The organism is Streptomyces sp. NPDC002092, from assembly GCF_053593775.1.
The window spans coordinates 54,887-77,799 of sequence record NZ_JBSFDG010000028.1 but is presented as its reverse complement, the minus strand read 5'-3'; the positions used below and the strand labels follow the sequence as shown (position 1 = coordinate 77,799).

Here is a 22,913-nt window from a genome sequence, read left to right as displayed (position 1 = left end):
TGGACTGCATGAGAGCAACGGCTCGGCCAAGGCCCTGGCACTGGGCGGCTGTGTGCTGGTGTCGCTCAACTCGATTGCAGGACAGAGGGCGTGGCTCCTGGCAGGTCAGGTCAGGTCAGGTCAGGTCACACAGTTGAACGCGCTAAGACGCCATCCGCTTTTCGAACGTGATCGTTTAGTTCGGGTGGATGGGCATGAACTCCGGTCGGCAGCGGGAGAGATGGGCGTGGTTCGTCCGCTCGTCTGGCTCGTGGAGGTGGCTGGTGACGTCGGTGCTCGGTCTGCTGGAGGCCCGGGAGAAGAGGGTCCGGGAGGAGATCGCGCGGTTGCGGGAGGAGGCTGAGCGTGTGCAGGCCGCGCTCGGTGAGGCGGAACGCGGGCTTCAGCGGCTGGTAGATGCCCGGGTGACGGTGGCCGAGGTGCTGGCCGATCCGCCTTCGGCGGTCGCGGAGCCGGCGCGGGGCGCGATGGCGGGCTCGCCGGTGCCGCATCGGGCCGAGGGTATGGAGGCGTCGGTCCTCGCGCCGGACTACCAGCGGATCGTGTCGGTGCTGGAGTCGGAAGCGGGCCGGGAGGGCATGCGCTGTCAGCAGCTGGCCGGGGCTCTGGGGCTTCAGGTGGTCCCGGCGAAGGTCGAGGGGCTGCGGTCGAAGGCGAAACGCCTGGTGGAGCGGGGGTGGGCTAGGCAGGTGCGGCCGGGGGTGTTCACCGCGCTCGTGGTGCCGGCCGGCTGAAGGCACCGGAGCGGCGTCCGGCGAGGCGGCCGCTCATGAGCATGGTCATCGACCACAGCACCATGGCTTCGTGCATGGCGGGCAGGGTCTCGTAGTCGCGCACCAGGCGGCGCGAGCGCATCAGCCAGCTGAGCGTTCTTTCCACCACCCACCTGCGCGGCAGCACCACGAAGCCCGCGGTGTCGTCGGTGCGTCTGACGATCTCCAGGGTGAGGCGGAGGTTCTCGGCCGCCCAGTCGACCAGCCGCCCGGCATAGCCGCCGTCCGCCCACACCAGGCGGATGGAGAAGTACATCTTGCGCAGTTGCTCGAGTAGCGGGACGGCGGCGTCGCGGTCCTGCACGCTCGCCGCGGTGACCGCAACGGCCAGGACCAGGCCGAGGCAGTCCACCACCAGGTGCCGCTTGCGGCCGCCCACCTTCTTCCCGCCGTCCCAGCCCGAGGTGGAGCGCGGGATGTTCGCCGCTGCCCGTACGGACTGCGAGTCCACGATCGCGGCCGTCGGGTCCGGCAAGCGGCCCTCCTTCTCCCGCACGCGGTCGCGCAGCCGGTCGTGGAACTCCGCGAGCAGACCCGTCACCTGCCAGCGGCGGGCGAAGGCGTGCACGCGCCGATACGGCGGGAAGTCCACGGGCAGCTTGGCCCACTTGACGCCGTTGTCGGCCACATAGCGCACTGCGTCGATCATCACGCGGTGGCAGTAGCCCTCCGGCCGCCCACCCCGCCCCTCCAGCCAGGCCGGAACCGGTAGTACGGCCCGGATGACCTGCCACTCTGCCTCCGTCATGTCGGAGCCATAGCACCGGGTACGGTCTGGCCAGTCTGCCGCGTTCCCGAACCTGTGCGCGAGGCAGTCACACGACAGGGACGGCGAGTTGGACTCCACGCACGCGAGCGCGAAAGACTGCGGCAACAGGGCCTCCTGGTGATCGGTTTGGTTCGCACCCCCGAACTACCAAGAGGCCCTGCTGTCATGCGTCGGCTCTCCCGCGATCACCCGATCAGGAACCCTGTTCGACCAGGCCAGCCCCGTGATCGATAAGCGGAAGGCGTCTAATCCCAAGGAGGTCTTCGACCACAGCCTGCTGAACCATACGCAACTTGTCGATCTGCTTTCCGACCGTGTCAAAACGGCACTGCCAGGCCGACTGAGTCGCGATGATCTGGCGTTGCTCATCCAGCCCAACGCAAGGCACTCTTAGAGCTCGAATGTCTGCTTGAGAAATGTTGTTTTGTCCTGTGCCACCGTTCAGCAAGTTTTCGATCTGCTGGCGCACGCTGTCCGAACGAAGCAGAACAGGCAGGAAAGCACCATCGACCTTAGTCGCGTCGGGTACGAGCCGCAGAATCTTGTCCGAAAGCATCAGCTTCCGGCGCGTGGGGCCTGCTTGACAGACCGCACCGACCAATGCCCGTGCACCGTTGGCTCGTGCGACCAGGACGTCTCCTTCTCGGACTTCAATCCGAGGCCGTGGTGTGAGCCCAGCAGGAAGCCTCTTCGACTCAAGCGGCTCGAAGCGTCCCGAAGTGATCGCACTGACCTTGACAACCCCCCACTCGTCACCGCTCGGTGGGCGAGTGTCGCAGGCCGGGCTCCAGCCGGTTTCAATATCGGTCAACAGTTCCCCCAATTGCAGGTGCTCCGAACTCGCAGCACGGTGCACCATAGCCATCAAGGTGGCCCGTTCAGTCTCCTGCGATTTCCTCCGTACTCGCTCCAACCCCGCGATCCGCCGCTCGAACACGGCGTGGGCGGCGACGATGCGGCGTTGTTCCTCCAACTCCAGGCGCGGCACCCGCAGTCCCTGCACGTCCGTCTTTGAGATCTTGTACTGCCCACTCGAACCGCGCATGGCGTCATCGATCTGCCGACGAACCGCTGCCGTACCGAGCACAAGCCCCAGGAACTCCTGATCGAGCACATCCGGGTCAGCCAGCAGCCGGAACACCAGGTCCGGGAGGAGGAGTTGCTGACGTGTCTCTCTTACAGTGCAGGCCACACCGACCAGGGCCTTGACCCCATTCGCGCGCGACATGAGTACGTCGCCGGGCTGCACCTCGTACCACGCGCGAGGCGCCGTCTGCGCAGGCAGCGCCTTGGCCTCGGAAGCCGCGTAGGCGCCCGACGTCACCGCGCTGAGTTTGAGTACACCCCACTCGTCTTCGGCCGGAAGACGCGGCTCGCAGACAGGACTCCACCCAGTCTCGACTCGCAGAAGCGCGTTCTTCAAAGAGACAGAAGAGATCCCGTCCTCACGCTCACCGCCCATAACCCAACTCCTCCAGCCACTTCCCCAGCTCCCCCCGAGCCTCCTCGCCCTCCCCCTCCAATTCCTCCAGCGACACCGCGTACTTCTCCCCCCACCGCCGGAACACCGAACCCAGCTCCCGTCGCCCGCCCGCGACCGCCCCGTCCAAGCGCGCCGCGAGGCTCTCGTTCAGGACCGCCAGGACCACCTGCCGCGTCCGCTCCTCGTCCGCCAGGGCCAGTTCCGCCTCCGCCAGGAGGTCACGCAGGAAGCGGTCCTCCAGAGCCTTGCGCTTCTTCGTGGCGGCGGCGCGCTCCTTCTTGCGGGCTGCCACCCGCGCTTCGAGCCGGGTCAGTTCCTCCGGAGAGACCGGCGTCGCGGCCGTTTCCCCGGCTTCCCCGGTCTCCGCCTCTCCGGCCGCCTCCTCCGTGTCTTCCTCCTCCTCGGCGTCGTCCTCCGTCGGCTTCGCCGCCTCCAGTGCCTCGACCGCCTCCTTGTAGGCGGCGTCGGCCAGAGAAGCCGCCTCCTCCGCCGCCGCGTACTCCCTGAGGAACTCGGCGAGCAGCAGGCGTACGACCGGGCGGTCCATCGCGTACCGGCGGTCCGCCGTCGAGACGGTCGCGCGGCGGCCCGTCGCCGTGGTGGCGGCGGCCGGGGTGAGGATCGCCTCGGCCGAGTCGACCCAGCCGCGCAGTACCCGTTCGAAGCCGCCCGCCGCCAGTGCCTTCATGTCGTACCGGGACTGCGTCCACCAGTCGGCGACGATGCCCGCCGTGCGGTACGGGTCCAGGACCTTCACGCCGCCGATCGCGCCGGCGAAACCGTCGAGCAGACCGGCTCGGAGATGCATCAGCTTGCGCGGGCCGTCCTTCGCCAGCTGGACGAACAGGTCCTGGCCCGCCGCCCACCAGTCCTCGTACGCCTTCCGCAGTTCCGCCTCCCTGGGAGCGGTGAGCTGCGGGATGCGCGCGGCCGTCGCCTCCGGGCCCTCCGGGAGGAAGTCGACATACGCCGGGTCGTCCTCGCGTGGCGCGAAGAGCGACGTCACATCGACTCCGTACGCCTCGAACAGCCCCTTCCTCGCCTCCACTTCCGTCACCGGGACGCCCCCGTACAGGTGCGCCCGTACGTCCTGCGGTTCCGGCGGCGGTGAATTGTCCACCCAGCGGCGGATGTTGAGGTTGGCGTCGGCCGCCAGGAGCTTCTCCACGGTGACGAACGCCGAGTAGCCGTCCTCCTCCCGGCCCTCCTGGAACACCGTGACGATCTTCTCGACGTGTTCGGGGCCGAGGTCGTTCTGGTTGCGGCCCGGTGTGAAGTCGCGGTCCGCGTTGATGAAGAGGACCCGCTTGCGGCGGTCGGGGCGCTCGCGGCCCGGCTCCGTGCTTCCCGGGTCCTTCCGATGCGGGCGGCGCAGGATCAGTACGCACGCCGGGACTCCGACGCCGTAGAACAGGTTCGGGCCGAGGCCGATGACCGCCTCGACGCAGTCGTCGCGCAATAGTTCGGTGCGGATGTCCCGCTCCTTGCCGCCGCGGAACAGCACGCCGTGCGGCATGACGACCGCGACCACACCCCTCTCCTCCAGCACTCCGAGCATGTGCTGGGCGAACATCAGGTCCGCCTTCTTGCCCTTCTCCGGGGCCCAGCCCCATTTCATGCGCTGGCCATGCCGTACCTCGGCCGCCTCGACGGACGGGCGGTCGTAGAGCTGGGAGAAGGGCGGGTTGGACAGGACCTTGGTGAACTTGCGCAGACGGCCCGTGGCGGGGTCGACGTGGAGGGGTTCGGTGAGGGTGTCGCCGTGCCGGAGGTCGAAGTCCCGGATGCCGTGCAGCACCATGTTCATGCTGGCCATCGACCAGGACTCCGGCTTGACGTCCTGGCCGTTCACGCCGAGTTCCTCGGGTTTGCCGCCGTGTTCCTCGACGTACTCCTTGGCGGCGATGAGCATGCCGCCGGAGCCCATGCAGGGGTCGTAGACCGTCTCCTGGGGTTGCGGGTCGACCAGGCGGACCAGCATGCGGACCACGGAGCGAGGGGTGTAGAACTCGCCGCCGCTCTGGCCCGCGCTGTCCGCGAAGCGCGCGAGCAGGTACTCGTAGGCGGCGCCCAGCATGTCGGGGAACTCGAAGTCGTCATTGCGCAGCCGGTGGAGGCTGAAGTGGCGGATCAAGGACTTCAGTTCGGTGGTGGTGAAGCGGGACCGGTTGCCGAACTGGGCGTTGAAGGTGATGTGGGAAGTCACGCCGGAGAGGCGCTCGTTGCCCGCCTCCAGCGCGGCCAGCGCCTCGTCCAGGCGTTCCCCGATGCGTTCCGTGAGGTTCGCGATACCCGGCGCCGATCCCTCGGGGAGTTCCGGGTCGGGGTGCGGGCCCGGCCACCAGCGGGCGCGCGGCGGGACGTAGTAGACGCGGTCGTACGAGTCGGGGTCGTCGGCCCGCTTCCTGGCCTTGGCCTCGTCTCCCGTGGCTTCGTAGGCCCTCTCGTACTCCCTCTCCCACTCCGGCTGGAACTCGTCCGAGCACCGCTTGAGGAACAGCATCCCGAAGATGTAGTCGCGGTAGTCCGACGGCTCCATCCGGCCGCGCAGGATGTCCGCGGCGGAGAACAGGTGCCGTTCCAGTTCGGGCAGAGTGAGTCTGGCCACGCGCGCGTCGGTCCTTCGTTTGACGAGGGGGTTCCCAGGGCGCGCCCCGAGGCACTTTCGGATGCCCTGAGGCGCGCTGGAAGCCTAGACGTCCGGCGGGCCCGGGCAAAACCGATCGGTCACGTGCCAGGGTCCTCCCCCCGGTCGCTGACATCAGCCTTCGGTGATCCCCAGGCTCATCAGGAGCCGCCACACATCGCTGGAGGGGTCGCGGTCGAGGATGGCGCACTCCGGGGCGTGCCCGGAACGCGCGGACCACCGCTCCGGGGGTTTCGGGCTCGGGGGTACGGTCACTCCGCCGTACTGTTCCCGGGGTGCGGGGATCTTCGCCTGGCCGGCCTTGCACGATCCGTGCTCGCACTGCGCCACGAGGGCCTTGGCATTGCTGATGGCCTTGTCGGCCTTGTCCTCCAGAGCCTTGGCGCGCGGCCCCTTGACGCTCTTGTCGTTCCGCTTGTCGAAGTTCCGGTACGCCGGGTCGGCCTTGCGGAGCTTCTCCTTCACGGTGTCGCTCTGGCCGCTCTGGCGGCCGTTGAAGGCCTGGAAGTGCAGCAGCAGCCACAGGTCGAACGACGGGTGCGAGAAGCACACCTCCACACCCGTGGCCGCGGCCTGGGCCACCGCCTGCGGGATCCTGGTGTGCTGGTCTCGGTCGAAGAGAGCCCAAGCCTCGTCCTCGGCGGCCTTGTCCTTCACCGCTTCGACGACTTCCTCGGGTTTGTACCCGTTCTTCTTCCAGACGGGATGAATGACGAAGCGCTGGTTTCCGATCAACTCGCCATTTCCGAAGCGTGTGTTGAGGTAGCGCAGGTAGTCGACTTCCGTGGACTCTCCCTCGCACGCCACGTACAGCACGCGTTGGCGTCTGGTGACGGCGGCCTGCGACGGAGCCGGTACGAGTGGTCTCTCCTCGTGTCTGCCGCGGCGCCGCTTCCCGCCCCCGGCCGGGCGGTGGTCGTTGTCCTGCTGTCCGTGTCCTGTGGCCCGCCCGCTCACGCTGTCGCCTTCGCCTCCCGCTCCCGTTGCCGCTCCTGTTGCTGCCAGGACACCTCCCGGGCGACCTCGCCCGCGCCGATCCTCGGCACACCGCCGTAGCGCCCTCGCAGATAGCCCCGCTCCAGGTTCTCGCCGGGGCCCGGATCCGCCTCAGTCAGGCGGTAGAGCTCAGTCTCCCCCGACCCACGTTTGGCGGTGATCCATACCTGGTCGCGGTCGAGCGGACGGTTCAGCACCTCGTCGCCGAGCAGGGTCGCGTCATGCGTCGTGAAGATGAGCTGCGCGGCTCGGGGGTTGGCATCGCGGTCCTGGAAGAGCCGTACGACTTCGGCCGCCAGTGTGGGATGGAGGCTGGAGTCGAGCTCGTCCACGAGAAGGGTCGAGCCGCTGTCGAGGACGTGCAGGAGAGGACCCAGGAAGGCGAACCAGCTGTGAGTACCGAGCGACTCCTCACTGCGGAAGTCCAGCGATACCTCGCCGCCGTCGGGAGTGCGGTGCCGCAGGGCGACCTCCCCGGTCTCGCGGTCGATGTCCACCCCCGTGAGACCGAGGTCGGCGATGGCGAGCAACTGGGCGAGACGCTGAGGGTAGTCGTGGGGCGCAGTGTGGGCAGCGCTCTCCTTCTTCCGCCTCTCGTTCCGATGCTTCCCGGTCTCATTCCGCGTGATGTTGGCGGCTGCACGGGTATCCGACAGGAGGCGGCGCGTCCAGTCCGTCCGAGCGGCGACGTCCTCGCCCGGGGTTACGAGCCACAGGTTGTCGAGGAACCAGCGGTGGATGGCCGACAGCTGGGGATCATTCAAGGCCGCCGCCGTGGACAGGAACAAGGCGTTCGGGCGGGTGAACGCGACTAGGTCGTCGCGCCGCCCCCGGAAGCCGTTGTCAGGCTTGTCCTCGAAGACGAACACTCCGCCGTTCTCCGAGGAGCGGCCCGCTTCCCTGTCGAACCAGACGACCCGCTCGCCTTTGGGATAGGCGTATAGCCACTCCGCCTCTACCCGCTCGTCGGAGAGCTCGAAGCCGTAGGTGTAACGGACCTTCCGTGTCGTTCCCAGGACTAGGTCGACCTCGTAGAGCGAAGTCTCGTCCCTGGCCTCGGGGTCGAGTTTGAACGGTTCCCTGGGCACGTCCGGCAGCTTCGTCCACTCAGCAAAGGACTCGCGGACCGCTCTGCGCATGTGCCGCATGGCACTGAGCAGGTTCGACTTGCCTGAGGCGTTGGCACCGAATACGCCCACCACTGGCTCGGCCGTCACATCACGGCCGTCTTCCATCAGGCCCGACACCCGCGCGACGCCACCATGCTCCGCGTCGACCAATGACAACTCGCACTCGTCACGGATCGACCGGTGATTGGCCACTCTGAAGCGCAGCAGCACCGCCGACCTCCCAGATGACGGACGTCAGGGCGCCCGTCGCTCCCGTGCTCGTATCGCGGCCATCTCCGTGTGGCCCTGCGGAACCTCCGCGACAGAAGACTATGCCGGGCGCGCCCTCAGCGACCAGTCCTGTTGATCTTCCGAAGATTCTCAGGGAGTCTCAGGGATATCCGGCGATCTCACGCGACCGAAGTCGTCGTCCGCGCGCGCCTGGTCGTCGCGATCGTCGCCGAGCCCACCACGCGTGTGCCGTCGTACAGCACGATCGCCTGACCGGGGGCGACCCCGCGGACGGGCTCCGCGAAGGAGACCTCCAGGGTGGCGTCGACCAGTTCGGCGGTGACCTCGGTCTCGCCGCCGTGGGCCCGCAGCTGGGCGGTGTAGGTGCCGGGCCCGGAGGGGGCCGTTCCGCACCAGCGGGGCTTGATCGCGGTCAGGGCGGTCACGTCCAGGGCGTCGGCCGGGCCGACCGTCACCGTGTTGTTCACCGGCGAGATGTCCAGGACGTAGCGCGGCTTGCCGTCGGGCGCGGGGGTGCCGATGCGCAGGCCCTTGCGCTGGCCGATGGTGAAGCCGTACGCGCCCTCGTGGGTGCCCAGCTTGGCGCCGGACTCGTCGACGATGTCGCCCTCGGCCCTGCCGAGCCGGTTCGCCAGGAATCCCTGGGTGTCACCGTCGGCGATGAAGCAGATGTCGTGCGAGTCGGGCTTCTTCGCGACCGCGAGACCGCGGCGCTCGGCCTCGGCGCGGATCTCGTCCTTGGTCGTCACCGTGTCGCCGAGCGGGAACAGGGCGTGCGCCAGCTGCTTCTCGTCCAGGACGCCGAGGACGTACGACTGGTCCTTGGCCATGTCGGAGGCGCGGTGCAGCTCGCGGGTGCCGTCCTCGTTCACGATCACCTGGGCGTAGTGGCCGGTGCAGACGGCGTCGAAGCCGAGCGCGAGGGCCTTGTCCAGCAGGGCCGCGAACTTGATCTTCTCGTTGCAGCGCAGGCACGGGTTCGGGGTGCGGCCGGCCTCGTACTCGGCGACGAAGTCCTCGACCACGTCCTCGCGGAAGCGGTCGGCGAGGTCCCAGACGTAGAACGGGATGCCGATGACGTCCGCGGCGCGGCGGGCGTCCCGCGAGTCCTCGATGGTGCAACAGCCACGCGCGCCCGTGCGGAAGGATTGCGGGTTCGCGGAGAGCGCGAGGTGGACGCCGGTCACGTCGTGGCCGGCCTCCGCGGCGCGGGCGGCGGCGACTGCGGAGTCCACTCCGCCGGACATGGCGGCGAGTACGCGAAGGGGGCGGGGGCGCTGCGAGGTGTCAGTCATAGCCCTTCAAGAGTACGGGGGCGCGGGAACCGGAGCCCACGAGTATCCGTTGGTGATCACATGGGGGCGAGCAGGAGCGACTCGGACCGGCGGATCGGGCGCCGTGCACTGCTGGTGGGCGGGGCGGCGGCCGCGGTCGGCACTGCGGTGCTGGCGCGTGAGGAGCTGTCGCACCTGTGGTGGCGGCTGCCGGGCGTGGAGAAGCCGCGCACTCCGGGCGCGGTCGACTTCCGGGGTGCGCAGTGGGTGGCGGCCTCGCCGGCGAACTACCGGCGGGCCGACCGGCCGGACGACTACTCGATAGACCGGGTGATCATCCATGTCACCCAGGGCGACTACGCGAGCGCGGTCAAGGCCTTCCAGGACCCGGACCACAAAGCCGCGGCCCACTACATCGTCCGCAAGGACGGCCACGTCACCCAGATGATCCGCGAGCTGGACGTGGCGTTCCAGGCGGGCAACCGCGAGTACAACGAACGCGGTGTCGGCATCGAGCACGAGGGCTTCGTGGAGAACAGATCGTCCTTCACGGACGCGATGTACGCCTCCTCGGCGCGGCTGACCGCGGGGATCTGCCGGCGCTACGGCATACCCGTCGACCGGGAGCACATCATCGGGCATGTGGAGGTGCCGGGAACGGACCACACCGATCCGGGGCGGTACTGGGACTGGGACCGGTACATGGGGCTCGTGCGGTCGGTGAGGACAACGAAGTCGCATGCACCGGCGCAGCAGTGACGGACGGCTAGCGGCGCCTTTCAGGTGAGCCCGGCGGCTCGGGCTCGCTCGACCGCCGGGCCGATCGCCTTCGCCAGGGCCTCGACATCTGCCTCGGTGGAGGTGTGGCCGAGGGAGAAGCGGAGGGTGCCGCGGGCCAGGTCGGGGTCGGTGCCGGTGGCCAGCAGGACGTGGCTGGGCTGGGCGACGCCCGCGGTGCAGGCGGAGCCGGTGGAGCACTCGATGCCCTGGGCGTCGAGGAGCAGCAGCAGGGAGTCGCCCTCGCAGCCCGGGAAGGTGAAGTGGGCGTTGGCCGGGAGGCGGTCCACCGGGTCCCCGCCCAGGATCGCGTCCGGCACCGCCGTACGAACCGCCTCGACCAGGCTGTCGCGCAGGGCGCCGATCTCCCGCTCGAACCAGTCGCGCTGCTCGGCGGCGAGGCGTCCGGCCACCGCGAAGGAGGCGACGGCGGGGACGTCGAGGGTGCCGGAGCGGACATGGCGCTCCTGGCCGCCGCCGTGCAGGACCGGAACGGGGGTGTACTCGCGCCCGAGGACCAGGGCACCGATGCCGTACGGGCCGCCGATCTTGTGCCCGGATACCGTTATCGCGGCGAGCCCTGAGGCGGCGAAGTCGACCGGCACCTGACCGAAGGCCTGGACCGCGTCGGCGTGCAGCGGGATGTCGAACTCCCGTGCCACGTCGGCGAGTTCACGGACCGGCATGACCGTGCCGATCTCGTTGTTCGCCCACATCACGGTCGCCAGGGCCACGTCGTCGGGGTTGCGGGCGATGGCCTCACGCAGCGCCTCGGGGTGGACCCGTCCGTACGGGTCGACCGGGAGGTACTCGACCGTGGCGCCCTCGTGTTCGCCGAGCCAGTGCACGGCGTCGAGGACGGCGTGGTGCTCGACGGGGCTGGCGAGGACACGGGTGCGGGCGGGGTCGGCGTCGCGGCGGGACCAGTACAGGCCCTTCACGGCGAGGTTGTCGGCCTCGGTGCCGCCGGAGGTGAGAACGACCTCGCTGGGGCGGGCGCCGAGCGCTTCCGCAAGGGTCTCGCGGGCCTCCTCGACGGTACGGCGGGCCTGCCGGCCGGAGGCATGGAGGGAGGAGGCGTTGCCCGTGACGCTCAGCTGGGCGGTCATCGCCTCGACTGCCTCGGGGAGCATCGGGGTGGTCGCGGCGTGGTCGAGGTAAGCCATGGTGGGGCCGATTCTACGGGGCCCCCGCCGCCGGCTGTACGTCCGGACCGGGCGGTTCGGCGGCCGGGCCCCGTCGTCCTCGGGGAGTTCGGCCGTTCGTCATGGTCCGCCTCGGGCTCACAGGCTCCACGAAACGGTGTCGGACAGCTGCATGGCGATCACCAGAACCGCCAGGTCGGCCACACCGAGGGCCATACCCAGGTACGCGCGACCGCGGCGGGCGGTGCCGCGCCAGAGGGCGACGGCGGCCAGGACGATGGCGACGGGGCCGAGGAAGATGTTCAGCACGAGGAGGCCGAGAAGGCCGAGGATGAAGGACGCGACGGCCATGCCGTCGGCGTCGCGGGCGGGCTTGCGGGCGGTGGTGTCGGTGCGGCTCGTGGCCGGGGCGGTGAGTTGCATCGTGCTCAGCTCCTGGAAGCAGAAAGTCGGAAGTCGGTCGGGCGGTGACTCGGCGGTCAGTTGGCCGAGGTGCGGCGGCTGTGGCGCTCGCGGGCGGCGAAGATGCCGAGCCAGACGGCGATGCCGACGGCCACGAGAGCGGTGACGGTCAGCGGCGCGTGGGCCACGGTGCCCAGGACGACGCCGAGCAGCATGAGTGCGGCGACGAGAAACAGCATGGGATTCGATCCCCCTCCGTGCGCCCCGGGAGGGCGCCTCTGGTTAAGTTTCGGTGAACGGTTGTAGTAACACTTGTTCACTGACTACAGAGTCTAGCGCGCCTGACGCCTTTCCAAATCCGGAGAACAGTTGTTAACTGGATGACATGAGTCACACCCTCGGCATCCGGCAGGCCCAGAAGCAGAAGACCCGTCAGGCGCTCCTGGACGCGGCGCTCGGTCTGCTGGAGGAGCAGAGCCTGAGCAGTCTGGGCCTGCGTGAGGTCACGCGCGCCGTGGGCGTCGCCCCGACCGCCTTCTACCGCCACTTCCGCTCCATTGCGGATCTCGGCGTGGCCCTGGTCGAGGAGGCTCTGGGCAGCCTGCACCCGATGATCCGGACGACGGTGTCCGCGGCCGACTCCAGCGAGGAACGCATAGCGCGTGCCATCGAGTTGATCGCCGGCCATGTGGACGGGTACCCCGCGCATGTCCGCTTTATCGCCCGCGAGCGACACGGCGGCGTCCAGCCGGTGCGGGACGCCATCCGGGACCAACTGGCCCGGTTCGCCGAGGAGGTGAAGGGCGAGCTCGCCAAGGACCCGGAGTCCGAGGGCTGGAGCGACGACGACCTCCTCATGCTGGCCCATCTGTACGTGGACCAGATGCTGATCACCGCCTCGCTGTTCCTGGAGGCCCTGGAGGGCACCGAGGAGGACCGGGAGCGCGTGGCGCAGGTGGCGACCCGTCAGATGCGGCTGATCAGCATCGGGCGGCACCACTGGCGGGACTGAGCCCGGGCAGCCCGAAGGGGCGGCACCCCGTTCACCGGGAGTGCCGCCCCTTTGCCGTACGGCGTCCGAGGTCAGTTCTTGGTGGCCTGCGCGGTGGGGGCGCCGCTGGGTGCGGCACCGCCACCGGGGCCACCCTGACCGCCGCCGCAGCCGCCGCCCCGGCCGCCGCCGGGGCCGCCCTGACCGCCACCCACCGCCGCACCGGCGCTGGGCGCTCCGCTGGGCATGCCCGAGGGGGCGCCGGAGGGCCTGGCGGTGGCATTGCCGGTGGGGGCGCCCGAGGGGGCGCCGCTCGGGCGCCCGGAGGCGTTGCCGGTCGGCGCCTGACAGGGCTGCTGCCGGCCGGAGCTGCCGCTGTCCGAGGACGACGAGTCGCCCGAGCCGCAGGCCACCAGGACCAGAGGCGAGAGCGCCAGCAGGGCCACTGCGGGGGCGAGACGCACACGCTTCATGAGAAACAACTCCAAGGAAGATGAAGGGAGATGAGGGATCCTCGAGTGCGGGAACTCAATCAACGACGCTTAGGGCTTCCTTGGGGGCGGTCTGTCCGCGGCCTGTGATTCAGGTAAAGCGGATCCCGGGAGACCGCGCCGACCTGCGGCTTCACTGACCGCTCTCGCCTGCTCGCTGGTACAGGTCCGTGACAGAGGCGGCCGCGGCGGCCAGCTCCGCGCGTACCTCGGGAGGCGAGAGGACCTCCACGTGGTCGGCGAACTGCAGCAGCTGGCGCGTCTGGCCGACGACGCCGTACGAGAGCCGCGCGGTCACCCACTCGCCCTCACCGTCGTCCTCGGGCAGTTCGGCGAGCTGCGCGGCGTGCAGGCGCAGGAACATGTCGAGGCGCTCGCGGCGGACGCGGACGGTGACGTCGAGCCCGCCGGGACGCTCCTCGACCTGGCGGCGCAACACCTCCCAGACATCGGCGAGTTCGACACCCGGCCGCCGCTGCACCCCGTCGTCCAGGACGGTGGCGGACCGCACCCGGTCGGCGCGGAAGAGCTGCGGTTTCGCGCGCCGGTCGGCGACGAGGTACCAGATGCCCGCCTTCGACACGAGCCCGTACGGGTCGACGGTGTACGTCCGCGCCTCCTGCGCCCCGCTGTGCCGGTAGCGCAGCCGCAGCCGGCGGTCGGCGAAGACGGCGTCCTGCAGGGTGTCCAGGTCGACCGCGGGCTGCGGACCGCCCTTCCAGCGCGTGGCGTCGACGAGGATGCGGCGGGAGGTCACCTCGGCGGCGGGGCGGTACGGCGCCGGCAGCGCGGCCATCACCTTGCGCAGCGCCGAGCCGAGCGCCGCGTCCAGGCCGAGCGCGGCGTGCGCTCCCTGGGCGGCGAGGATGAACAGGGCGCGGGACTCGTCGGCGGTCAGCCCTGTGACGTCCGTACGGAACCCGGCGAGCAGTTCGATGCCGCCGTGCCGCCCGCGCTCGGCGTAGACCGGGACACCGGAGGCGGACAGCGCCTCGACGTCCCGGTAGATGGTCCGCACCGACACCTCAAGGCGGTCGGCGAGTTCATGCGCGGGGACGCGGCCGCGGGTCTGCAGGAGGAGCAGGATCGAGAGCAGTCGGTCGGACTTCACGTCCACCAGAATCGCGCCCCGCGAAGGTCTCCGGCAAATGTTGACGGAAACTGTCAGGTTATGCGGTCACTCTCTGCCCCAAGCCCTTCAGAGAGAGGTCCCCATGAACGCCATGAACGCCATCGACCCCCGTCCCGTGTACACCCGCGCCACCGAGCAGGCGGCGGCACTCATCAAGACGGTACGTCCCGAGCAGCTGGCCGGCCCGACCCCGTGCACCGAGTTCGACGTGCGCACCCTGCTCGGTCACATCGTCGGCGGCAGCCTGCGCATCGCGGTGGTCGGCGAGGGCGGCGACGGGCTCGCCGTGCGCCCGTTCACGGACGACGTGGCCGACGACGACTGGACGGCCGTGTACGACGAGGTCCGCACCCGGGTCCTCAAGGCCTGGGCGAGCGACGACCGCATGGAGGCCCCGGTGCGCGTCCCCTGGGGTGAGGTACCGGGCCGCGCGGCCCTGTCGGGCTATGTGATGGAACTGGTGACCCACACCTGGGACCTCTCCGAGTCCCTCGGCCACCCCCTGGACCTCGACCCGGACCTGGCCGAGTTCGCCCTCACCACCGCCCGCCGCGTCCTGCCCGACCCGCAGCGCGACGACCAGACCCCCTTCGGCGACGTCCTGCCGGCCCCTGAAGGAGCGGACGCCTACCGGCAGTTGGCAGCCTGGCTCGGACGAGCACCGCTGAGCCGGGCCTGAGTCCTTCAGCCCGTCCGGCGTTTGAGGACGAGGCCGTTCAGGCCGAACGGGGGTCTGGGGGCGGCAGCCCCCGGGCGCGCCCCGCTCAGCCGAGCCTCACACGGGCCAGTTGGCGGGACTGGGCGACCAGGCGGTCGTCGCTGTCCCAGACCTCCGCGTCCTCCTCCAGGAAGCCGCCGGCCAGGTTGCGGGTGGTGATCGAGACGCGGAGGGGGCCGGGGGCCGGGCGGGCGCGGACGTGGACCGTGAGTTCCACCGTGGGCACCCAGCCCTTCAGGCCGAGTTCGAAGGCGGTGGGCGGGAGTGCGTCCACCGCCAGGAGGAGGGAGAGCGGGTCGGCGTCCCGGCCGTCCGCCAGGCCGAACCAGGCGCGCATCTCGCCCTTGCCGGACGGTGCGCCGACCGCCCAGCCGAGGGTGGCCGGGTCGATCTTGATCATCAGGCGGTCGGCGATCGCGGAGCTGCCGGAGACGGGGGCCGGCCCGTCCTGGGGGCCGAAGCACTGGTCCATGGGCGGGAACGCCGGCGGGACGGCCGTCGTCCGCACGTCGTCCGGCAGTGCGTCCAGGTCCCCGTAGGAGGCGAGGACGCGGATGCGCTCCACCTCGCGGCCCTGGTCGTCGTACTGGAAGAGCGAGGCCTGGCCCGTCGACAGGGTGCGGCCGGTGCGGACGACGTCGGTGCGGACGACCGCCGGGCCCGGCCGGGACGCCGTCAGATAGTGCGCCGAGATCGTGAACGGGTCGGCGTGCGGCAGGGCGTCCGCGAGGGCGCGGCCCAGGACGGCCAGCAGATAGCCGCCGTTGACGGCGTTGATGATGGTCCAGCCGGCCGAGAGGTCGATGTCGTACACGCCGGGTGCGCGCCGGACGAGCGCGGTGTCCCGGTCGAACTCGCTGTCACCGATGGCGGCCCTGGTGGCCTGCGCGGAAGCTGCTTCTGACATGTCTGAACCGTACAACGACAAACTACTAAGCGGTAGCTTTTCAGGTTACGGGCACATGACACATTCCTTCGGCCGCCGTCCTCCCGGGTGAGGTTCCGGCAATTTCTTGGTAAGTGCCCGCACTCGTCCTCAACCCCGAGGCGCCTCTCCCCCTCTATGGGGACATGAGCCTCACCGGGACTCCGTTCCTCTACACGCTGATCGTGCTGTTCGCGATCGCCCTGATACTGCCGCTCGTCCTGTGGACGCGGATGCGCGGGCCACAAGCCCTGCGCATGGCGGCCCGGATGCTGATGCTGCTGTTCGCCCAGGGAACGGCGGTCGCGCTGGTCTTCGTCTTCATCAACAACTCGAACAACCTGTACGACAACTGGGCCGATCTGCTCGGCACGGGCAACCATGTGCAGCAGGCGGCCAACCTGGGCGCCGACGGCACCGGCGGAATAGCGCTGAAACGGTTGCCCAAGGTGAAGCAGGACTTCACCCCGGCCACCGGCCCGGGCATGCGCGGCGTGCGCCAGACCGAGCTCAAGGGCCGCGTCTCCGGCGTGAACGCCGAGGTCTATGTGTGGACGCCGCCGCAGTACGACGAGCCCGCCTACCGCAACCACAAGTTCCCGGTGGTGGAGCTGCTGCCCGGCTACCCGGGCTCGGCGAAGGCGTGGTTCGGGTCGATGAAGGTGACCCAGCAGCTGGCCCCGCTCATGCGCAGCGGCCAGGTCGCGCCGTTCATCCTGGTCGCCCCGCGCACCAACCTGCTGGCCGGCGTGGACACGGGCTGCGCGAACATCCCGGGCCAGGTCAACGCCGACAGCTGGCTCAGCATCGACGTACCGAAGATGGTCATGGACAACTTCCGCGCCGAGTCCGCCCCCAAGGGCTGGGCGACCGCCGGGTACTCGGCCGGGGCGCACTGCGCGGTCAAGCTGGCCGTCGCGCACCCGAACCGCTACATGGCCGCGATCAGCATGTCCGGCTACAACGACCCGATCGGCGAACGCAACTCGCTCGCCGCGCAGAACCCGACGGTCCGGGCCGAGAACAACCCCTTCATGCTGCTGAAGAAGTCGCCCACCCCGCCCCGGATCGCGCTGTACGTCTCCGGCCAGCCGCGCGACGGCTACGAGGCCGGTGTCGGCCTCGAACAGATCGCGAAGGCGCCGACGACCGTGCATGTCGTCTTCATCCCGAAGAGCGCGGGCGGCCACACCATGGCGCTGTGGCGTCCGCAGGTGGTCCCGTCGTTCCGCTGGCTCTCCGTGGAGATGGGCCAGCACCGTGGGCGGGCGCGGAACGCTACTCCTCCCGCACGGTCGACCGACGGTTCCACGCACGCGGCGCTCGCCAGTGGTACTTCATCGCTAGCAGGCGCAACACGAAGGCGGTGACGACCGCGAGTCCGCTGGTGAAGGGGGTCAGGGCGTCGTAGCGGATGCACAGGACGGCCATGGTGGAGCCGACCATCGCTGGGACCGCGTACAGATCGCGGTCCCAGCGCAGCAGTGACGGCACCTCGTTGGCGAGGACGTCCCTGAGCACACCGCCCCCGACGGCGGTGGCGAGGCCGAGGGTCGCGGACTGGGTGAGGCCGAGACCGTACTCGTACGCCTTGATCGTTCCGGCGACGCAGAACAGGCCGAGGCCGGCCGCGTCGAAGACGTTGACGGCGACCTGGATGCGCTCGACGTGCGGGTGCAGGAAGACGACCATGAGGGCGGCGAGGAGCGGGGTGATGAAGTAGCCCAGGTCCGTGAAGGCGGCCGGGGGCACCGCCCCGATGATCAGGTCCCGGAACAGCCCTCCGCCCAGCGCGGTGACCTCGGCGAGCACGGCGATGCCGAACACGTCGAAGTTCTTGCGGACGGCCAGCAGCGCGCCGGAGATGGCGAACACGAAGATGCCGACGAGGTCGAGCGTGTGCTGGACGGAGGGGCTGAACAGTTGCTGGAGCACCCCACATTCTTACTCGGGGGTTCTCACGGCCCTCACAGGGCCGGTTTGCCGGTGGTGTAGATCCACTTCTGGAACAGGTCGTCGAGGTTCTGCCCGGAGATCTTCTCCGCGAGCTTGACGAACTGCCCGGTGTTGGCGTTGCCGTAGCGGTGGATCCTCGTCCAGGTCGGCAGCAGCTTGAAGAACGCCTTGTCGCCGATGCGTTCACGCAGCGCCTGCAGCGTCATCGCGCCTCGCTGGTAGACCGCGGAGGCGAACATGGTGTCGCGCTGCGGGTCGGCGACGGTGATCTGCCAGAACGGGCTGTCGGCGGCCCGCGAGTTGTATGCGGCCAGGAAGGAGTCGTGGGCGCTGCGGGTGCCCTGGTGCTCGGCCCACAGCCACTGGGCGTAGGTGGCGAAGCCCTCGTTGAGCCAGATGTCCTTCCAGCGCTCGACCGAGACCGAGTCGCCGAACCACTGGTGGGCGAGCTCGTGCACGATCGTCGTCTCGTTGCGCACGGCCGAGTACGCCGGCTTGCTCTGCACCTCCAGCGAGAACCCGGCCTGGGGCATGTCGTCGACGATCGCGCCGGTCTCCTCGAAGGGGTACGGCCCGAAGACCTGCGACCAGTAGTCGGTGGCCGCCGCGGTGACGGCGTACACGTCGACGCTGTTGCTGTTGGCGAGCACCGGGTCGATGGCGACGTAGATCGGGATCCCGGAAGGCGTGGTGCCGGTCTTGACGTCGAACTTCCCGATGGTGGCGGTCGCCAGGTAGGTCGCCATGGGCTTCGACTCGCGCCAGTGGGTGTACGTCGAGTCGCCCTTGTCGTACGTGGAGACGAGACGGCCGTTGGAGACGCCGGTCAGACCCCTGGGCGCCTTGATACGGATGTCGTAGGTGGCCTTGTCGTCGGGGTGGTCGCTGGACGGGAACCAGGTGGAGGCGGCGTTGGGTTCGCAGGCGACGAAGACGCCGTCGGGGGTCTTCATCCAGCCGTAGTCGGAGCCGAAGACGATGGGGCCGTTGAGGGGTTCGGGAACGCCGCCATAGGTGACGGTGACCTTGAAGGTGTGCCCCTTGGGGAGCACTCCCTTCGGCGTGATGCGCAGTTCGTCGCCGTCCCGGGTGAACTCGGCGCGTCTCCCGTTCACTTCGACCCGGGTGACCTCCAGCTTCTGCAGGTCCAGGTCGAAGGAGGAGAGGGTCTGGGTGGCGCGGGCGGTGAGCGTCGTACGGCCGTCGAGGCGGTCGGTGCCCGGGTTGTACGCCACGTCGAGGTCGTAGTGGCGGGCGTCGAAGCCGCCGTTGCCGAGGTTGGGGAAGTAGGTGTCGCCGATGCCCGGGGCGCCCGGAGTGGGGGCGGAGGAAGCGGCGATGACAAGGAAAGAGGCCGCCACGGTCATTACCAGGCTTCCGCGCGACGCGCGTCGTTTGAGGGTGGCGGTGGGAGACGGGCGGGCGGCCCCTAAGCGTGCCGAACGGGAGAGTGCCATGGGTAGCCCCTTCGGTGCGTGGTCCGATCAGACGGATACGCCCGACTCTGCACTCCACTACGTCGACATGTACATGGCTTTACCAAGTCGTCATGTGCTACTGGGCAGTTGACTCCTGTCCGCATGCGAATGCCCCGGCAGCCCCTTCGGACTGCCGGGGCATTTCGCCCTGACGGATTTCGGTTTACTTCTCGCCGGCGGTCTCCGGATTCCCGGACTCGGTGGCGGGCGACGCCTCCGCGGGCTCCTCCGCTGCCGATTCGTCCTCCGCCTCGGTCTCGGTCTCCGCGACCTCCGCCGCCACCGCCGCCGACGTCTCCGCCGACTCCGCGAGCACCTCGTCGGCGACCAGTTCGGCCGCCTCCTTGGCCATGGTCAGCAGGACGGTGTCCTGCGGGGCCTGGTCCTCGAAGTTCTCCGGGTGGTGGCAGGCGACCTGCTGGCCGGGCTTGAGCTCGACGAGCTTCGGCTCGGTCGTCTTGCAGATCTGTGTCGCCTTCCAGCACCGGGTGTGGAAGCGGCAGCCGCTCGGCGGGGAGATCGGCGAGGGCACGTCACCCTTGAGCAGGATGCGCTCGCTCTTGGCGTTCTTGCGCCGCGGGTCCGGGATCGGCACCGCCGACATCAGCGCCTTGGTGTACGGGTGCATCGGCGCCCGGTACAGCGACTCGCGGTCGGCCAGCTCCACGATCTTGCCGAGGTACATCACCGCGATCCGGTCCGAGACGTGCCGGACCACCGAGAGGTCGTGCGCGATGATCACGTACGTCAGGCCCAGCTCCTGCTGGAGGTCGTCCAGCAGGTTGACGACCTGCGCCTGGATCGACACGTCCAGCGCGGAGACCGGCTCGTCCGCCACGACCAGCTTCGGGTTCAGGGCGAGCGCGCGGGCGATGCCGATGCGCTGGCGCTGACCGCCGGAGAACTCGTGCGGATAGCGGTTGTAGTGCTCGGGGTTGAGACCGACCACCGACAGCAGCCGCTGCACTTCCTTCTTGATGCCGCCCTCGGGCTCGACGCCCTGCAGCTTGAAGGGGGCGCCGACGATCGTGCCGATGGTGTGGCGCGGGTTCAGCGAGGAGTAGGGGTCCTGGAAGATCATCTGCACATCGCGGCGCAGCGGACGCATGCCGCTCACCCCGAGGTGCGTGATGTCCTTGCCCTCGAACTCGACCTTGCCGCCGGTCGGTTCGAGCAGCCGGGTGATCAGCCGGCCCATCGTCGACTTGCCGCAGCCGGACTCGCCCACGACGCCCAGGGTCTCGCCGGCCTTGACCTCGAAGTCGATGCCGTCGACGGCGTGCACGGCCCCGACCTGCCGCTGGAGCAGGCCCTTCTTGATCGGGAAGTGCTTCTTGAGCCCGGTCACCTTCAGCAGGGTCTCGCCGGAGGCGGCGTCCTTGGTGAGGGTGGCACCGTCGCTCTGCGCGGGAAGGGTCACGGCTGTGTCCTTAGGGGTCTCGCTCACAGCTTCGGCGCAATCTCTTCGGTCCAGATACGCTCCCGCTGCTCCTGCGTCATGTGGCAGGCGGCCCAGTGCTGACTGCCGACCTCGGTCAGCTCGGGCCGGACCGTGCGGGTGACGTTGTCCTTCGGGATGTCGGCGTACGGGCAGCGTGGGTTGAAGGCGCAGCCGGACGGGACGTTGATCAGGGAGGGCGGGGAGCCCTTGACCGGGATCAGGCGCTCCTGCTGCTCCCTGTCCAGGCGCGGCATCGACCCGAGCAGGCCCCAGGTGTAGGGGTGGCGGGGCTCGTAGAACACCTTCTCCGCCGGCCCCCGCTCGACGCAGCGCCCGCCGTACATCACCAGGATGTCGTCGGCGAGCTCGGCGACGACACCCAGGTCGTGGGTGATGACGATGACCGCGGAGCCGAACTCCTTCTGCAGATCCCGGATCAGGTCGAGGATCTGCGCCTGGACGGTCACGTCCAGAGCGGTCGTCGGCTCGTCCGCGATGAGCAGCTCGGGGTTGTTGACCAGCGACATCGCGATCATCGCGCGCTGGCGCATACCGCCGGAGAACTCGTGCGGGTAGCTGTCCACCCGCTTGTCCGGCTGCGGGATGCCCACCCGGTCGAGCATCTCGACCGCGCGCTTCTTCGCGGTCTTCTTGTCGACGTCGTGGTGGATGCGGTACGCCTCCACGATCTGCTGACCGATCGTGTAGTACGGGTGCAGCGCGGACAGCGGATCCTGGAAGATCATCGCCATCTGGCGGCCACGCAGCTTGCGCACCTCGTCCGGGTCGGCGGTCAGCAGCTCGGTGCCGTCCAGCCAGATCTCGCCGGAGATCTGCGCCTTGCGCTTGCCGTACTGGCCGGCCGTGTGCAGCCCCATGATGCCGAGCGAGGTCACCGACTTGCCGGAACCCGACTCACCCACGATGCCGAGGGTCTTGCCCTTCTCCAGCTTGAAGGAGAGCCCGTCGACGGACTTGACCAGGCCGTCGTCGGTCGGGAAGTGCACCTTCAGGTCGCGCACTTCGAGGAAGGAGGTCGGGGCCGGCGAAGTGCCCGTGGGCTCGCCCACGGCCGCTCCGCTCTTGCTCAGTTCCGTCATGCGAGCCTCACTCGGGGGTCGATCACGGCGTACAGGACGTCCACCACGAGGTTGGCGATCAGCACCGCGAGAGAAGTGATCAGGGTGACGCCCAGAATGATGGGCAGGTCCTGGTTCTTGATGGCGGTCAGCACCGCCTGGCCGAGGCCCGGCAGGCTGAACGTCGTCTCGGTCAGGATCGCGCCGCCGATGAGGGCGCCGAGGTCCATGCCGAGCATGGTCAGGATGGGCGTCATCGTGGAGCGCATGGCGTGCTTGCCGATGACGACCTGTTCCTTGAGGCCCTTCGCACGGGCCGTGCGGATGTAGTCCTCGCCGAGGATCTCCAGCATGGTGGCGCGGGTGATCCGGGCGTACATCGCCGCATAGAGGAACGCGAGGGTGACCCAGGGCAGGATCATTCCGCCGAGGTAGCCGCCGACGCTCTGGTCGAGAGGCACGTACTTGCCGTCGATCCAGCCCAGTCCGTAGCTGAAGACCGCCAGCGAGAGCAGACCGGTGAAGTAGATCGGCAGGGACACACCGCCGAGGGCGACGACCATCGCGCCGCGGTCCCACATGCTGCCCCGCTTGAGCGCGGAGAGCACACCGGCCGCGACACCGAAGACCAGCCACAGCACGGCGGCACCGAGCGCGAGACCCAGGGTCACCGGGAAGCGGTCGGTCAGCACCGGCCAGACGGCCTGTTCGCTGCGGAAGGAGTAGCCGAAGCACGGCGCGGAGCAGTGGGTGATGTCGCCGCCGGCCGCGTAGGTGCGGCCCACGAAGATGCCCTTGAAGAAGTGCCATACCTGGATGAAGATCGGGTCGCTCAGACCCAGCTTCGTCCGCACCGCTTCCACCGCCGCGGGGTCGGCCTGCTTGCCCACGAAGCTCGTGGCGATGTCCACGCCCGCCCACTTGGGGACGAGGAAGAAGATGCTGAAGACCACCAGGATGATGACCAGCAGCATCACTGCGGCGGCGAAGAGCCGCCTGAGGAGGTAAGCGAGCACAGCTAACGGCCCGCCGCGGGGCCGCGGGCCGCCGGAGGTCTTCCGGTGGCCCACGGTCC

General features: G+C 69.3%; 22 protein-coding genes. 5 read left to right on the top strand and 17 right to left on the bottom strand.

What is annotated here, in order from left to right; genetic code table 11:
- The first annotated feature begins 263 nt into the window (after positions 1 to 263).
- The gene (locus ACWCRD_RS41060) at positions 264 to 734 is read left to right on the top strand and encodes a hypothetical protein (protein ID WP_450970777.1); all 471 of its coding nucleotides are present in this window, start codon (positions 264 to 266) and stop codon (positions 732 to 734) included.
- Here ACWCRD_RS41060 and ACWCRD_RS41055 read toward each other — a convergent pair.
- From ACWCRD_RS41055 to mnmA, 6 genes are all read right to left on the bottom strand, one after another.
- Entirely contained in the window at positions 706 to 1,521 is an 816-nt protein-coding gene (locus ACWCRD_RS41055) for an IS5 family transposase (protein ID WP_450970776.1), read from the bottom strand. The genes ACWCRD_RS41060 and ACWCRD_RS41055 overlap by 29 nt on opposite strands.
- A gap of 214 nt (positions 1,522 to 1,735) precedes the next feature.
- A complete protein-coding gene (locus ACWCRD_RS41050; RefSeq protein ID WP_450970775.1) occupies positions 1,736 to 3,004 on the bottom strand; it encodes a hypothetical protein in 1,269 nt (422 codons plus the stop codon).
- Entirely contained in the window at positions 2,994 to 5,633 is a 2,640-nt protein-coding gene (locus ACWCRD_RS41045; protein WP_450970774.1) for an N-6 DNA methylase, read from the bottom strand. The genes ACWCRD_RS41050 and ACWCRD_RS41045 overlap by 11 nt, the downstream gene beginning before the upstream one ends.
- Before the next feature lie 153 nt (positions 5,634 to 5,786).
- Positions 5,787 to 6,629, bottom strand: coding sequence for an RloB family protein (locus ACWCRD_RS41040; protein ID WP_450970773.1), 843 nt, complete (start codon positions 6,627 to 6,629; stop codon positions 5,787 to 5,789).
- Entirely contained in the window at positions 6,626 to 7,990 is a 1,365-nt protein-coding gene (locus ACWCRD_RS41035) for an AAA family ATPase (protein WP_450970790.1), read from the bottom strand. The genes ACWCRD_RS41040 and ACWCRD_RS41035 overlap by 4 nt, the downstream gene beginning before the upstream one ends.
- Before the next feature lie 197 nt (positions 7,991 to 8,187).
- A complete protein-coding gene (mnmA, locus tag ACWCRD_RS41030) occupies positions 8,188 to 9,324 on the bottom strand; it encodes a tRNA 2-thiouridine(34) synthase MnmA (RefSeq protein ID WP_450970772.1) in 1,137 nt (378 codons plus the stop codon).
- Between the two features lie 60 nt (positions 9,325 to 9,384).
- Between mnmA and ACWCRD_RS41025 the strand changes: the two genes are divergently transcribed.
- Positions 9,385 to 10,062, top strand: a complete 678-nt coding sequence (locus ACWCRD_RS41025) for an N-acetylmuramoyl-L-alanine amidase (protein ID WP_450970771.1) — start codon at positions 9,385 to 9,387, stop codon at positions 10,060 to 10,062.
- A gap of 20 nt (positions 10,063 to 10,082) precedes the next feature.
- Here the strand turns inward: ACWCRD_RS41025 and ACWCRD_RS41020 are convergent, their stop codons facing one another.
- From ACWCRD_RS41020 to ACWCRD_RS41010, 3 genes are all read right to left on the bottom strand, one after another.
- Positions 10,083 to 11,246 carry a cysteine desulfurase family protein gene (locus tag ACWCRD_RS41020; protein WP_450970770.1) on the bottom strand — a complete coding sequence of 388 codons (1,164 nt, stop codon included), beginning with the start codon at positions 11,244 to 11,246 and terminating at the stop codon, positions 10,083 to 10,085.
- A gap of 117 nt (positions 11,247 to 11,363) precedes the next feature.
- Positions 11,364 to 11,648 (bottom strand): DUF4190 domain-containing protein, encoded by a 285-nt coding sequence (locus ACWCRD_RS41015; protein ID WP_450970769.1) that lies wholly within the window; start codon positions 11,646 to 11,648, stop codon positions 11,364 to 11,366.
- A 56-nt stretch (positions 11,649 to 11,704) separates the two neighbouring features.
- The gene (locus ACWCRD_RS41010; protein WP_181922309.1) at positions 11,705 to 11,866 is read right to left on the bottom strand and encodes a hypothetical protein; all 162 of its coding nucleotides are present in this window, start codon (positions 11,864 to 11,866) and stop codon (positions 11,705 to 11,707) included.
- 146 nt (positions 11,867 to 12,012) lie between these two features.
- Here ACWCRD_RS41010 and ACWCRD_RS41005 point away from each other — a divergent pair, with 146 nt between their 5' ends.
- Positions 12,013 to 12,639 carry a TetR family transcriptional regulator gene (locus tag ACWCRD_RS41005; RefSeq protein ID WP_398960399.1) on the top strand — a complete coding sequence of 209 codons (627 nt, stop codon included), beginning with the start codon at positions 12,013 to 12,015 and terminating at the stop codon, positions 12,637 to 12,639.
- 71 nt (positions 12,640 to 12,710) lie between these two features.
- Here the strand turns inward: ACWCRD_RS41005 and ACWCRD_RS41000 are convergent, their stop codons facing one another.
- Positions 12,711 to 13,091 carry a hypothetical protein gene (locus ACWCRD_RS41000; protein WP_450970768.1) on the bottom strand — a complete coding sequence of 127 codons (381 nt, stop codon included), beginning with the start codon at positions 13,089 to 13,091 and terminating at the stop codon, positions 12,711 to 12,713.
- A gap of 151 nt (positions 13,092 to 13,242) precedes the next feature.
- On the bottom strand, positions 13,243 to 14,220 hold the full coding sequence (locus tag ACWCRD_RS40995) for a helix-turn-helix transcriptional regulator (protein ID WP_450970767.1): 978 nt from the start codon (positions 14,218 to 14,220) through the stop codon (positions 13,243 to 13,245).
- Between the two features lie 103 nt (positions 14,221 to 14,323).
- Between ACWCRD_RS40995 and ACWCRD_RS40990 the strand changes: the two genes are divergently transcribed.
- Positions 14,324 to 14,920, top strand: coding sequence for a TIGR03086 family metal-binding protein (locus tag ACWCRD_RS40990; protein ID WP_450970766.1), 597 nt, complete (start codon positions 14,324 to 14,326; stop codon positions 14,918 to 14,920).
- Positions 14,921 to 15,005: 85 nt separating this feature from the next.
- Here the strand turns inward: ACWCRD_RS40990 and ACWCRD_RS40985 are convergent, their stop codons facing one another.
- Complete coding sequence (locus ACWCRD_RS40985; RefSeq protein ID WP_450970765.1) at positions 15,006 to 15,866, bottom strand: thioesterase family protein; 861 nt, start codon at positions 15,864 to 15,866, stop codon at positions 15,006 to 15,008.
- A gap of 164 nt (positions 15,867 to 16,030) precedes the next feature.
- Between ACWCRD_RS40985 and ACWCRD_RS40980 the strand changes: the two genes are divergently transcribed.
- A complete protein-coding gene (locus tag ACWCRD_RS40980; protein ID WP_450970764.1) occupies positions 16,031 to 17,254 on the top strand; it encodes an alpha/beta hydrolase in 1,224 nt (407 codons plus the stop codon).
- Here ACWCRD_RS40980 and ACWCRD_RS40975 read toward each other — a convergent pair.
- The 5 genes from ACWCRD_RS40975 to ACWCRD_RS40955 all read right to left on the bottom strand — a co-directional run bounded on the left by ACWCRD_RS40975 (position 17,163) and on the right by ACWCRD_RS40955 (position 22,854).
- Positions 17,163 to 17,819: a trimeric intracellular cation channel family protein gene (locus ACWCRD_RS40975; RefSeq protein ID WP_115905751.1), complete on the bottom strand. Its 657-nt coding sequence runs from the start codon at positions 17,817 to 17,819 to the stop codon at positions 17,163 to 17,165. The genes ACWCRD_RS40980 and ACWCRD_RS40975 overlap by 92 nt on opposite strands.
- 32 nt (positions 17,820 to 17,851) lie before the next feature.
- Complete coding sequence (locus tag ACWCRD_RS40970; protein ID WP_450970763.1) at positions 17,852 to 19,297, bottom strand: M1 family metallopeptidase; 1,446 nt, start codon at positions 19,295 to 19,297, stop codon at positions 17,852 to 17,854.
- 184 nt (positions 19,298 to 19,481) lie between these two features.
- Positions 19,482 to 20,765 (bottom strand): ABC transporter ATP-binding protein, encoded by a 1,284-nt coding sequence (locus tag ACWCRD_RS40965; RefSeq protein ID WP_450970762.1) that lies wholly within the window; start codon positions 20,763 to 20,765, stop codon positions 19,482 to 19,484.
- A complete protein-coding gene (locus ACWCRD_RS40960; protein WP_450970761.1) occupies positions 20,762 to 21,859 on the bottom strand; it encodes an ABC transporter ATP-binding protein in 1,098 nt (365 codons plus the stop codon). Before ACWCRD_RS40960 ends, ACWCRD_RS40965 begins: the two co-directional genes overlap by 4 nt.
- Positions 21,856 to 22,854, bottom strand: coding sequence for an ABC transporter permease (locus tag ACWCRD_RS40955; protein ID WP_450970760.1), 999 nt, complete (start codon positions 22,852 to 22,854; stop codon positions 21,856 to 21,858). Before ACWCRD_RS40955 ends, ACWCRD_RS40960 begins: the two co-directional genes overlap by 4 nt.
- Positions 22,855 to 22,913 lie beyond the last annotated feature (59 nt).